We start from the raw sequence: 12,352 nt of genomic DNA on the forward strand, positions 1-12,352 counted from the left end.
GCTCCCGCGCCCGGAAACGATCAGCGCGTGGGGCGGATCTCGCCCAGCGTCGGCAGCACCGACTCGGGGCGGGCCTTGAGCGCCGCCGTGCACTGGTAGCCGCGTACCGGGTCGTCGGACGGTCCGCCGAGTGTCACCGACCGGTCGGGTCCGGCCGCCGCGCTGTCCGCGTACGTGCAGACGATCTGCGCCAGCGCGTGCGTGGGAAGGTCCTCCGGCTGGCTGCTCAGCCGCAGTGCGTCCCGGGGATCGCCCTTGCGCGCCCCGGCCACGGTCAGTGACTCCCGTACGTCCGTACTGAAGCCCGCCTGCCGCTCCTCGTCCGACGGCGCCTTCTTGAGCTCGTCGAGGAGCGTCTGCGCGACCCGCACCCGGTCGGACAGCCGCTCCTCGGGGATCCGCACCGTACGGTCGACCGAGACGAGCTGGGCCCCGCACACCAGGTACACCTGGAGCGGTACGCCGGACGCCGCCTCGCCGGCCGGTTCCTGGGCCGACAGCTCGCACGGCACCCGGGACGGCGCCGCGCCCGCGTCGACCGGCACCGACGTCGTCCGGATCCCGCACCCGGCGAGCGCGGCACAGAGCGCGGCGAGGGCCGTGAGCCGGGTCAGCCTGCGCTTCACTTGTCCCCGCCCTCCTGCGCGTCCCGCACGCCGCCGTCCCCTTCGTCGTCCCCGTCCGCCGCGCGCGACACGTCGAGCGGCAGCCGCAGGACGAACACCGCGCCGCCCTCCGGCGAGTTGGACGCGGTGATGTCCCCGCCGTGGATGTGCGCGTTCTCCATGGCGATGGACAGGCCGAGGCCGCTGCCCTCGGAGCGCGGGCGCGACGCGCTCGCCTTGTAGAAGCGGTCGAAGACGTGCGGCAGTACGGCCTCCGGGATGCCCGGGCCGTGGTCCCGTACCTCGATGAGCAGTTCGTGGTCGACGGGCCGCACCGACACGCGCACCGGGGAACCGCCGTGCTTGAGCGCGTTGCCGATCAGGTTCGCCAGGATCACGTCGAGCCGGCGCGGGTCGAGGCGCGCCATGATGCCGCGCTCGGCGTCGAGATCGACCGCGTCGAGCCACGCGCGGGCGTCGATGCAGGCGGTCACCTGGTCGGCCACGTCGACGTCGTCGAGGACGAGCCGGGCCGTGCCCGCGTCGAAGCGGGTCACCTCCATCAGGTTCTCGACCAGGTCGTTCAGCCGCCGCGTCTCGCTCACCACCAGGTGCACGGCGGGCGCGATCATCGGATCGAGGTTGTCCGCCTCGTCCTCCAGGACCTCCGCCACCGCCGTGATCGCGGTCAGCGGGGTCCGCAGCTCGTGCGACATGTCGGCGACGAAGCGGCGGCTGGACTCCTCCCGAGCGCTCATGTCCGCGACCTTCTTCTCCAGCGACTCGGCGGTCCGGTTGAACGTCCTTGACAGCTCGGCCAGTTCGTCCGTCCCCGACACCCGCAGCCGGGTGTCCAGCTTGCCCTCACCGAGCCGCCGCGCCGCGTCCCCGAGCCGCTGCACGGGCTTGAGCACGGTCGTCGCGGCCGCCTGCGCGAGCAGCGCGGAGCCCAGCAGGGCCAGCGCGGTCGCGATCGCCAGGGACCAGGCGAGCGAGTTGAGGTCGTCGCGCTCCTGCTCCAGCGAGGTCAGCATGTAGCCGGTCGGCCCGCCGCCGATCACCTTCGTGCCCGCCACCAGGGACGGCTTGTCCCTCGGACTGATCCGCACCCAGTAGAGGTGGTACGGGAACTCGTTGGCCTCGGTGACCTTCTGCCGCCGGTTCACCGCGCCCTGAAGCTCCCGCGGTACGTCCTCGAGCGTCAGGGTGTCGACGTCCGAGGTGGCGGCTATCGGCTTGCCCGGCTCGCGCTCGTCCACCAGCAGCACGCTGTAGCCGGGGTTCCCGCCGGCCGCCATCTGCGTCGCGGCGGCCTGCAGTTCGGCCTGCGTCGGCCGCGGCGGCAGCGTGGCCGCGCGGTTCTGCATCTCCTGGCGGAAGCTGTTGAGCGCCGCGTCCTGGGTGCGGGTCAGCACCGCCTCGCGGTTGAGCCAGTACGCGATGCCCGACGCCGAGACGGCGGCGGTCAGCGCCACCAGCGCGAACACGACGACGAGCCGCAGTCGCAGGCTGGTCCAGCGCGGCCCCGCCTGCGGGGACTTCTCCCGGGCAGCGCTCACGAAGGCGAGTCCAGCCGGTAGCCGACACCGCGGACCGTACGGATGAGAGTCGGCGACGACGGCACGTCCTCGACCTTGGCCCGCAGCCGCTGCACGCACGCGTCGACCAGGCGCGAGTCGCCGAGGTAGTCGTGCTCCCACACCAGCCGCAGCAACTGCTGCCGGGACAGGGCCTGCCCGGGGCGACGGCTCAGCTCCAGGAGCAGCCGCAGCTCGGTCGGCGTGAGCTGGAGGTCCTCGCCGTTCTTGGTCACCGTCATCGCGGACCGGTCGATGGTCACGTTGCCGAACACGGCGGCGTCGTTGGCCTCCCGCTCACCCCGCCGCAGCACCGCGCGGATACGGGCGTCGAGGACCCGCCCCTGCACCGGCTTGACAACGTAGTCGTCGGCTCCGGATTCCAGGCCGACCACCACGTCGATGTCGTCGCTGCGCGCGGTCAGCAGGATGATCGGCAGCTGGTCCGTGCGCCTGATGCGCCGGCACACCTCGAATCCGTCGATGCCGGGCAGCATCACGTCCAGCACGATCAGGTCGGGCCGCTGCTCACGCAGCAGTTTGAGGCCGTCCTCTCCCGTCGCCGCGGTGGCCACTCGGTGGCCCTGGCGTGACAGGGAGAGTTCGAGGGCCGTGCGGATGGCGTCGTCGTCCTCGATCAGCAGCAGGAAAGGCACAGAGGTCATTCTGGCCCATGGGGGAGGGCGGGTTCGACAGTTGGACCGCGCCCCTTCGCTGTGACACGGCTGTGACAGTCGGCGGACACCCCGATGAAACTGCCCCGGCAAGCTGTTGGTCACACGGACAGCACCGGACTCCATTGACGGGGGGCGCGAGATGAACGCACTGCACAGCACCACCTCCAGCGCAGTTGTCACGCGGCTCCACGACGTCACGAGGAGTACGGAGAAGTCCGGTTCCGGGGCGGGGCGGGGGTGCGCCCGCGGCATCGGCCGTCAGCGCACGCAGCCGTTGCACGTGGCCCCGGTGCCGGACGCTTCCGCGGGGGGCAACGGGGGAGCGGCGTACCGGGAGGCGACGGGGGAAGGCGCTTCGGTGCCGCAGGTGGGGAGCGCCGACGCGGCGTTCACCGCCTACGTCCGGGAGCGCCGCGCCTCCCTGTACGCGACCGCCTACCACCTGACCGGGGACCGGTACGAGGCCGAGGACCTGCTCCAGAGCGCCCTCTTCTCGACGTACCGCGCCTGGGACAGGATCAGCGACAAGGCGGCGGTCGGCGGCTATCTGCGCCGCACCATGACGAACCTGCACATCAGCGCCTGGCGCAGGCGCAAGCTGAACGAGTACCCGACCGAGGAACTGCCGGAGACGGCGAACGACACGGACGCGATGCGCGGCACCGAACTGCGCGCCGTGCTGTGGCAGGCGCTCGTCCGGCTGCCCGAACTCCAGCGCACGATGCTGGTCCTGCGGTACTACGAGGGCCGCACCGACCCGGAGATCGCGGACATCCTCGACATCAGTGTCGGCACGGTCAAGAGCAGCATCTGGCGGTCACTGCGCCGGCTGCGCGAGGACGAGGTCCTCAGCTTCGGCCGTGACGAGGAGGAGTCCTTCGGCGAGCTGGTGGCCTGAGGGGTACGGGGGGTACGGGGGCCGCCGTTTCGGGGGAGACGGCGGGAGTACCGGGGGGAACGCGGCGGGGTCGTACAGGCGGGGGAGCCTGTGCGGCCCCGCCGCGCTGTGCTGTGCGCGCGTCCGGGACGCGCGGGGGCCCGGAACGTGCCTCCGGTCAGCGCGGCGCGGGGGTGCGGTGGCGGCCGGCCGCCGCGGCGGCGAGACGGCCCAGCGCCTCGTCCTTCGCGCAGGGGTGCGCCCCGAGGGCGGCCTGGCGGCCCACGATCGCCCGCTCCGCCCGCATCAGCCGCCACCCCCTGCGCAGCAGGAACGGCACCGACTTGCGCCCCTCCCGCAGATCCCGCACCAGCCGGCGGCGGAACGTCGTCGACGGACGTCCGTGCAGACAGAGCGCGTCGGCCAGCACGCCCAGTTCCTGGCAGCGCGCCACGATGTCCGCCGCGAAGATCCCCTCCGCCACGAACAACGGCGTGCGCTCGATGTCGAGCGCCTCCCGGTCCACGACGGAGCTGGTGGCGATGGAGTACACGGGGACCGTCGTACGGCCCGTACGGCACAGCTCCTCGATCGCCGCGACGGCGGCGTCCGCGTCCCACGACAGCGGGGAGTCCCAGTCGATGTCCGTGCTTCCCACCACCTGCGGGAGCGTGGGGTCGTCGGCCTCTTTGTAGAAGTCGTCGAGGCGCAGCACGGGCAGCCCCGTACGGGCGGCGAGCGACGACTTTCCGGAGCCGGAGGGCCCCGTCAGCAGGACGACGCGGGTCGGTATGGGGGATGAACTCACGGGGAACCATTGTGCGGCATTGACCCGGTCGGGGGACCCCACCGGGAAGCCGTTGGTATCGAGCATCACATCTCAACTACGCTGCGTGGGCTCATGATTACTCACTCAGGCGGGAATCCCATGGCACGTCACTCAGGTCGCAGGTCCCAGCGGAGCGCTCTTCTGCGCGCCGGTCTGGCCGTCACCGCCGCCGGTGCGGCTCTCGCCGCGGGCGGAGGTGCGGCGCAGGCCGCCCCGGTGCCCAAGGAGGCCGGGATCGACGTTCCGCTGGAGAACTTCGACCCGGCCGCGACCGGCCGGGCCCTGACCGGCGGCCTCGGGGCCGCGACCGCCGGTGGCGTCGGCCCGGTCAAGGACTTCCACCCGAACCCGCTGGCGGGCACGGGCGTGGACCCGCTGGACAACGGCCTCGGCACGCAGGTGGCCGACTTCCAGCCGCTGAGCACGGCGGCGGTCACCGCCCCCCTCACGCAGGGCGGCGGGCTGAGGGAACTGCCGCTGGCCGGCCCGACGACGGGCCTGCTGCCGGGCTGACCGGCGCGTCGCGCTCCCCGCACGAGCGCGGCGGAACGCGCGGGGGCCCCGTACCGGCGAGCGGTACGGGGCCCCTGTCGTGTGGGCGTCGTCGGGTCAGTACGCCGAGCCGGACGCGCCCAGCGTGCCCGTCGGGTGCCAGACCGTCTTCATCTCCAGGAACGCCGTCAGGCGGTGCGTGCCGGGGTCGGCCGACCAGTCCCCGTCCACAGGCTGTGGACGCAGGACCCGCTTGAGGTTGTCCGCGGCGGCGATCTCCAGATCACGCGCCAGATCGGCGTCGGCGCCCGAGAGGTCGATCGCGTTGACGTCCTGGTGCGAGGCGAGCGGGACCGCGATCTCGCGGGTGCGCCCGGACAGGATGTTCACCACCCCGCCAGGCACGTCGGACGTGGCCAGGACCTCGCCGAGTGAGAGCGCGGGCAGCGGCGACTTCTCCGAAGCGACGACGACGGCCGTGTTGCCCGTCGCGATCACCGGGGCGATCGCCGAGACAAGGCCCAGGAAGGACGACTCCTGGGGGGCGATGACGGTGACGACGCCCGTGGGCTCCGGAGTGGAGAGGTTGAAGAACGGGCCCGCCACCGGGTTCGCGCCGCCCACGATCTGGGCGATCTTGTCGGTCCAGCCCGCGTACCAGACCCAGCGGTCGATCGCCGCTTCGACGACCTCCGCCGCCTTGGACTTGGACAGGCCCTCCGCGTGCGCCACCTCGCGGACGAACTGGCTCCTGCGGCCTTCCAGCATCTCGGCGACGCGGTAGAGGACCTGGCCGCGGTTGTACGCCGTCGCGCCCGACCAGCCGCCGAACGCCTTGCGCGCCGCGACGACCGCGTCACGGGCGTCCTTGCGGGACGAGAGGGGGGCGTTGGCCAGCCACTTGCCCTTCCCCGCCGCGTCAGTGGCTGATGTTGCTGTGGTCACTTCGTACACCCGGCCGCTCTCGGAACGGGGGAACTTGCCCCCGACGTACAGCTTGTAGGTCTTGAGGACATTCAAGCGGTCAGACATCGAGGTACGCCTCCAGGCCGTGACGGCCGCCTTCGCGGCCGAAGCCCGACTCCTTGTAGCCGCCGAAGGGCGAGGTCGGGTCGAACTTGTTGAACGTGTTGGCCCAGACGACGCCCGCGCGCAGCTTGTTCGCGACCGCGAGGATGCGCGAGCCCTTCTCCGTCCAGATGCCGGCGGACAGGCCGTACTGGCTGTTGTTGGCCTTCGCGACGGCCTCGTCGGGCGTACGGAACGACAGCACCGAGAGCACCGGGCCGAAGATCTCGTCGCGGGCGACGGTGTGCGCCTGCGTGACGCCGGTGAAGAGCGTCGGCGCGAACCAGTACCCGGAGGAGGGCAGGTCGCACGGCGCGGACCAGCGCTCGGCGCCCTCCGCCTCTCCGGTCTCGGCGAGTGCGGTGATCCGGGCGAGCTGCTCGGCGGAGTTGATCGCGCCGATGTCGGTGTTCTTGTCCAGCGGGTCACCCAGGCGCAGCGTGGACAGCCGGCGCTTGAGGGAGTCGAGCAGCTCGTCCTGGATCGACTCCTGGACCAGCAGGCGCGAGCCCGCGCAGCAGACCTGGCCCTGGTTGAAGAAGATGCCGGTGACGATGCCCTCGACGGCCTGGTCGATGGGGGCGTCGTCGAAGACGATGTTGGCGCCCTTGCCGCCCAGCTCCAGGGTGACCTTCTTGTCCGTACCCGCGACCTGGCGGGCGATCGCCTTGCCGACGGCCGTGGAGCCGGTGAAGGCGACCTTGTTCACGTCCGGGTGCTCGACGAGCGCGGCGCCGGCGTCCCCGTAACCGGGCAGGATGTTGACGACGCCCTTGGGCAGGCCCGCCTGGCGGCAGATGTCCGCGAAGAAGAGCGCGGACAGCGGCGTCGTCTCGGCCGGCTTCAGCACGACGGTGTTGCCCGTCGCGAGCGCCGGGGCGATCTTCCACGCCAGCATGAGGAGCGGGAAGTTCCACGGGATGACCTGGCCGGCGACGCCGAGCGGGCGCGGGTTGGCGCCGTACCCCGCGTGGTCGAGCTTGTCGGCCCAGCCCGCGTAGTAGAAGAAGTGCGCGGCGACCAGGGGGAGGTCCGCGTCGCGGGTCTCCTTGATCGGCTTGCCGTTGTCGAGGGTCTCCAGGACGGCCAGCTCGCGCGAGCGCTCCTGGATGATCCGCGCGATGCGGAAGAGGTACTTGGCGCGCTCGGCGCCCGGCAGCGCCGACCACTTCTCGAACGCCTTGCGGGCCGCCTTCACGGCGCGGTCGACGTCCTCGGCGCCCGCGCGGGCGACCTCGGAGAGCACTTCCTCGGTGGACGGCGAGACGGTCTTGAAGACCTTGCCGTCGGCCGCGTCGGTGAACTCGCCGTCGATGAACAGGCCGTACGACGGCGCGATGTCGACGACCGAGCGGGACTCGGGAGCGGGTGCGTACTCGAATGCGGATGCCATGGTGATCAGTCCACCGTCACGTAGTCGGGACCGGAGTAACGGCCGGTGCTCAGCTTCTGCCGCTGCATCAGCAGGTCGTTCAGCAGCGAGGAGGCGCCGAAGCGGAACCATTCGTTCGTGAGCCAGTCCTCGCCGACCGTCTCGTTGACCAGCACCAGGAACTTGATCGCGTCCTTGGTGGTGCGGATGCCGCCGGCCGGCTTCACGCCGATCTGGATTCCAGTCTGCGCCTTGAAGTCGCGTACGGCCTCAAGCATGAGCAGGGTGTTCGGCGGGGTGGCGTTCACGCCGACCTTGCCGGTGGACGTCTTGATGAAGTCCGCGCCCGCCAGCATCCCCAGCCAGGACGCGCGGCGGATGTTGTCGTACGTCGACAGCTCGCCGGTCTCGAAGATGACCTTGAGGCGGGCCTTGTCGCCGCACTCGGCCTTCACGGCCACGATCTCCTCGTAGACCTTCAGGTAATGACCGGAGAGGAAGGCTCCGCGGTCGATCACCATGTCGATCTCGTCGGCTCCGGCGGCCACGGCGTCGCGGACGTCCGCGAGCTTCACCGGGAGCGCGGCGCGGCCGGCCGGGAAGGCGGTGGCGACCGAGGCGACCTTGATGCCCGTTCCGGCCAGGGCCTCCTTCGCGGTCTCCGCCATGTCCGGATAGACGCAGATCGCGGCGACGCGCGGCGTCGTGCGGTCGGTCGGATCGGGATGGGCGCCCTTGGCGCAGAGCGCCCGGACCTTGCCCGGGGTGTCCGCGCCTTCGAGCGTGGTCAGGTCGATCATCGAGATGGCCAGGTCGATGGCGTACGCCTTCGACGTGGTCTTGACCGAACGGGTGCCGAGGGACGCGGCGCGCGCTTCGAGGCCGACGGTGTCTACGCCGGGCAGCCCGTGCAGGAAGCGGCGCAGCGCGCCGTCGGACGCGGTCACGTCGGCGAATGCGGGTGCAGTGGTGGGCATGGTCACCAGATGAGCATATCTACGCGCGTAGCTGCCTGTACACCCCCGTACCCGCCGAGCCGGTGTGACGTGAGGCAGAATCGGCCGTATGACTAGCAGCCCCGGCGGATCGAACAACCCGCCCGCCGAGCCGACGTACGCCGACCGGGTCTTCCGGTCGTCCTCCGCCCTGGCCGGCGGGGTCCTGGTGCTCGCGCTGGCCGCGTGGGTCGGCGGTGACGCGCTGGTGCGCGGTCAGGGGCGTACCCCGTGGGCCGCGGTGGCCGGGCTGCTCTTCGCCGTGCCGCTGGTGGTGGCCTTCACGCTGCGGCCCGCCGTCTTCGCCAACGACGACCGGCTGCGGATCCGCAATCCCTTCCGTACGATCACGCTGCCCTGGGCGGCGGTCGAAGGGGTACGGGCCGGTTACTCCAGCGAGGTGTTCGCGGGCGGCAGGAAGTACCAGCTGTGGGCGATCCCGGTGTCGCTGCGGCAGCGCAAGCGGGTCGCCCGGCAGCAGGCCAGACGGGCGACGGACGACCCGTACGGCCGGACGTCCGCGACCGCCGACGTCACCGACGCGCGGGCCCGCCGGGCGCCGGCCGACCAGACCGTCGACGACCTGCGCGAGCAGGCCGAGCGGTGCGCGTCGCGGCCCGGCGCGCAGGGCGGCCCGTCGGTGCGGTGGGCGTACGAGATCATCGCGCCGTGCGTGGTGGGGGCTGTCGCGCTGGCCGTGCTCCTCGCCACGGGGTGACGTTGCGTTCCGGGCTTCGGGGGCGCTGGTGGGCGTGGTCCTGGCACCGGGGCTACGGGGGGCCCGGCCAGATCAGTTGCGTGTAGGCGCCGAACCAGAGGGACGCCAAGGCCGTGCCGCCCAGCACCAGCGCGCCGGTGAGCCGTCGCGCGCGGGCCACGGCCAGTGCCACCGGCAGCAGCAGCGGGAAGCCGGGGACCAGGAAGCGGGCGCGGGGGAAGTAGACGCCGCCGCTGCCCAGCACGACCAGCAGCAGTACGCCGGTGAACACGAGCAGCGGCAGTGGCAGGCGCTCGGCGGCACAGAGCGCGAACAGGGCCACGGAGAGGAACAGCACCAGCGTCACCACCACCAGGTACAGGTGCGGTTTCGACTGGTAGAGCAGGAGGCGGCGCATCTCGCGCAGCGTGTCGGCCCCGCCGTCCCACTCGTTGAGCCACAGCTTCTGTACGGCGAGGTAGCCGTCCCAGCGGCCGAGCCGTACGCCCACCCAGGCGACGTAACCGGTCCACCCCAGCGGCGCGATCAGCCCGGCCGCGAGCACGGCGGGGCGTGGTCCCCTTCCCCTCCGCCACGCCTGCCACAGCGACACCGCCGCCGCCACCGAGACGGCCGCGGCGACGGCGACGCCGGTGGGGCGGGTCAGTCCGGCGAGTGCGGCGAGGGCGCCGGCCCACAGCCAGCGGCCGGCGAGGACGGCGTACAGCGACCAGGCCGTCAGTGCCGTGAACAGCGACTCCGTGTAGCCCATCCACTGGACGACGGCGACCGGCGCGCAGCCCCACAGGACGGCCAGCAGCGTGCCGGTCCGGCGTCCGTACAGCCGGTCGCCCACGGCGAAGATCCCCCAGGCGGCGACCAGGGAACAGGCGACCGCGAGCAGCACGCCGACGCTGGCCCGCGAGCCCGGCGTGACGGCCGCGACGACCTTGATCAGGGCCGGGTAGAGCGGGAAGAACGCGAGGTTGTTGCTGTTGTGGGCGGTGCCGAGGGCGGCGTCGTACCCGCTGTCGGCGATCTCCAGATACCAGCGGGAGTCCCAGGAGGTGGCGAGGGCGGGCCACAGGCCGTGGCCCTTGAGGTGCGCCCAGTGCGCGAGCACCACGACGCCCGCGAGGCGTACGGCGACGTATCCGGCCAGGGCGGGGGCGGCCCGCCGCAGGGACTTCGTCAGCCGGTTCCGCGTTCCTTCTTGCGGGTGCCCGGCGGCCGGAGCGGCCGTGCGGGACCGGGCGGTCGCCGGTGGTGCGGTCGGGGGCACTGCGGCAGCTCCTGGGACTCGGCGGGGGATACCGGGTCACCCTTCCTCGCACGGTCGGCGAAGGGCACGGAGCGCTGCGTCAACTGCCGTACGCAAACCACTCGTCCGGGCGGTCGGTCCCGGGCAGGGGACCGGCCGCCCGGACGCGGTGGTCAGATGCCGGCGGCCGCCGACAGGTCGCGCTTGATGGCGGCGAGGATGCCCTCGGCCCGCTCCCTGACATCCGCCAGCTCGCTCGCGTCCGCGACCGGGACGACGGCCTCCAGGTAGCACTTGAGCTTGGGCTCGGTGCCGCTCGGCCGGACGATCACGCGGGCCTTCACCTCGCCGTCCAGGTAGTACCGCAGACCGTCGGTCGGCGGCAGCCTGTCGGTGCCGCGCGTCAGGTCCTCGGCGGAGGTGACGGTCAGTCCCGCGAGAGAGGCCGGCGGCCGGGCGCGCAGGCGGCTCATGGCGTCGGCGATCACCGTGAGGTCCTCGACCCGGACCGACAGCTGGTCGGTGGCGTGCAGACCGTGCTCGACGGCGAGGTCGTCGAGCAGGTCGAGGAGCGTACGGCCCTGGGACTTCAGCACGGACGCCAGCTCGGTGACGAGGAGCGCCGCCGTGATGCCGTCCTTGTCGCGTACGCCCTCGGGGTCGACGCAGTAGCCGAGCGCCTCCTCGTACCCGTAGCGCAGACCGTCGACGCGGGCGATCCACTTGAAGCCGGTCAGCGTCTCCTCGTACGGCAGACCCGCCGCGGCGGCGATCCGGCCGAGGAGGGACGACGACACGATCGACTCGGCGAACGTGCCGGTCGCGCCCTTGTGGACCAGGTGCGCCGCAAGCAGCGCGCCGACCTCGTCGCCGCGCAGCATCCGCCACTCGTCGGTGCCGGGCAGGGGCACGGCGACGGCGCACCGGTCGGCGTCCGGGTCGTTCGCGACGATCAGGTCCGGCCGGGCGCGGCGGGCGGTGGCGAAGGCCAGGTCCATGGCCCCCGGCTCCTCCGGGTTGGGGAAGGCGACCGTGGGGAAGTCCGGGTCCGGCTCGGCCTGCTCGGCCACGAGCACGGGCTCGGGGAACCCGGCGCGGGCGAAGGCGGCCGTCAGGACCTCCTTGCCGACGCCGTGCATGGCCGTGTAGACGACGCGGGCGGTCCGGGGGGTCCCGGCGGTGAGGACCGCGTCCGTACGGGCCAGGTACGCCTCCAGGACCTCCTCGTTGAGCGTGAACCAGCCCGTCTCGGGGCGCGGCACGTCCGCGAGGGACGCCACGGCGGCGATCTCGGCGGCGATCTCCGCGTCGGCGGGCGGCACGATCTGCGAGCCGTCGCCGAGGTAGACCTTGTAGCCGTTGTCGCGGGGCGGGTTGTGGCTCGCGGTGACCTCGACGCCGGCGACGGCGCCCAGGTGCCTTATGGCGTAGGCGAGCACGGGGGTGGGCAGCGGGCGCGGCAGGAGGGCGGCGCGCAGACCGGCGCCGGTCATCACGGCGGCGGTGTCGCGGGCGAAGTCGGCGCTCTTGTGGCGGGCGTCGTAGCCGATGACGACGAGGCCGTCCGTCTGGCCCTTCGCCTTCAGGTACGCGGCGAGGCCGGCGGCGGCGCGGATGACCACGGCGCGGTTCATGCGCATCGGGCCGGCGCCGAGTTCGCCGCGGAGCCCGGCCGTGCCGAACTGGAGCGTGCCGGCGAACCGGTCGGCGATCTCGTTCAGGTCCTCGGCCTCGATGAGCTTGGCGAGCTCGTCGCGGGTCTCGCTGTCCGGGTCCTCGGCCAGCCAGGCCGAGGCCCGCGCGATGAGCTCCTGCTCCTGCTGCACGATGTGGTCCACCTCTCGTGTGGGGTGCGTGGTGTTGCGGTGTGCTGCGGCGGGCTTGTTCCCCCGCCCGCCCCTT

12 protein-coding genes are annotated in these 12,352 nt (G+C 72.4%); 3 read left to right on the top strand and 9 right to left on the bottom strand.

All coding sequences use genetic code 11. From position 1 onward, the window contains the following. Window positions 1-20: 20 nt before the first annotated feature. The 3 genes from IE185_RS14250 to afsQ1 are packed head-to-tail and all read right to left on the bottom strand — an operon-like array spanning window position 21 to window position 2,838. Window positions 21-626 (bottom strand): hypothetical protein, encoded by a 606-nt coding sequence (locus IE185_RS14250; RefSeq protein ID WP_138898149.1) that lies wholly within the window; start codon window positions 624-626, stop codon window positions 21-23. Next, window positions 623-2,164 (bottom strand): sensor histidine kinase, encoded by a 1,542-nt coding sequence (locus IE185_RS14255; protein WP_138898148.1) that lies wholly within the window; start codon window positions 2,162-2,164, stop codon window positions 623-625. Before IE185_RS14255 ends, IE185_RS14250 begins: the two co-directional genes overlap by 4 nt. After that, on the bottom strand, window positions 2,161-2,838 hold the full coding sequence (gene afsQ1, locus IE185_RS14260) for a two-component system response regulator AfsQ1 (protein WP_176733210.1): 678 nt from the start codon (window positions 2,836-2,838) through the stop codon (window positions 2,161-2,163). Before afsQ1 ends, IE185_RS14255 begins: the two co-directional genes overlap by 4 nt. Before the next feature lie 160 nt (window positions 2,839-2,998). Between afsQ1 and IE185_RS14265 the strand changes: the two genes are divergently transcribed. Further along, window positions 2,999-3,757, top strand: coding sequence for a SigE family RNA polymerase sigma factor (locus IE185_RS14265; protein WP_189715266.1), 759 nt, complete (start codon window positions 2,999-3,001; stop codon window positions 3,755-3,757). Between the two features lie 157 nt (window positions 3,758-3,914). Here IE185_RS14265 and IE185_RS14270 read toward each other — a convergent pair whose 3' ends face one another. Beyond that, window positions 3,915-4,610 carry a uridine kinase family protein gene (locus tag IE185_RS14270; protein ID WP_138897113.1) on the bottom strand — a complete coding sequence of 232 codons (696 nt, stop codon included), beginning with the start codon at window positions 4,608-4,610 and terminating at the stop codon, window positions 3,915-3,917. Window positions 4,611-4,664: 54 nt separating this feature from the next. Between IE185_RS14270 and IE185_RS14275 the strand changes: the two genes are divergently transcribed. Continuing rightward, a complete protein-coding gene (locus IE185_RS14275) occupies window positions 4,665-5,078 on the top strand; it encodes a hypothetical protein (RefSeq protein WP_138897114.1) in 414 nt (137 codons plus the stop codon). Window positions 5,079-5,174: 96 nt separating this feature from the next. Here the strand turns inward: IE185_RS14275 and IE185_RS14280 are convergent, their stop codons facing one another. Genes IE185_RS14280 through deoC form a run of 3 tightly spaced genes read right to left on the bottom strand, consistent with a single transcriptional unit; the run spans window position 5,175 to window position 8,474 of the window. Further along, window positions 5,175-6,089, bottom strand: coding sequence for an aldehyde dehydrogenase family protein (locus IE185_RS14280; protein ID WP_138897115.1), 915 nt, complete (start codon window positions 6,087-6,089; stop codon window positions 5,175-5,177). Further along, window positions 6,082-7,518, bottom strand: a complete 1,437-nt coding sequence (locus tag IE185_RS14285) for an aldehyde dehydrogenase family protein (RefSeq protein ID WP_138897116.1) — start codon at window positions 7,516-7,518, stop codon at window positions 6,082-6,084. The genes IE185_RS14280 and IE185_RS14285 overlap by 8 nt, the downstream gene beginning before the upstream one ends. Before the next feature lie 5 nt (window positions 7,519-7,523). Continuing rightward, on the bottom strand, window positions 7,524-8,474 hold the full coding sequence (deoC, locus tag IE185_RS14290; RefSeq protein WP_138897117.1) for a deoxyribose-phosphate aldolase: 951 nt from the start codon (window positions 8,472-8,474) through the stop codon (window positions 7,524-7,526). 88 nt (window positions 8,475-8,562) lie between these two features. Here deoC and IE185_RS14295 point away from each other — a divergent pair, with 88 nt between their 5' ends. Beyond that, a complete protein-coding gene (locus tag IE185_RS14295) occupies window positions 8,563-9,210 on the top strand; it encodes a PH domain-containing protein (RefSeq protein ID WP_138897118.1) in 648 nt (215 codons plus the stop codon). Between the two features lie 52 nt (window positions 9,211-9,262). On the opposite strand, the gene IE185_RS14300 is transcribed toward IE185_RS14295, so the two are convergent. Next, entirely contained in the window at window positions 9,263-10,471 is a 1,209-nt protein-coding gene (locus tag IE185_RS14300) for a glycosyltransferase family 39 protein (RefSeq protein WP_138897119.1), read from the bottom strand. A 152-nt stretch (window positions 10,472-10,623) separates the two neighbouring features. Continuing rightward, window positions 10,624-12,276 (bottom strand): phospho-sugar mutase, encoded by a 1,653-nt coding sequence (locus IE185_RS14305; protein WP_138897120.1) that lies wholly within the window; start codon window positions 12,274-12,276, stop codon window positions 10,624-10,626. Between the last annotated feature and the right edge of the window lie 76 nt (window positions 12,277-12,352).

It is taken from the genome of Streptomyces chryseus, from assembly GCF_014650755.1.
Lineage (GTDB): Bacteria > Actinomycetota > Actinomycetes > Streptomycetales > Streptomycetaceae > Streptomyces > Streptomyces chryseus.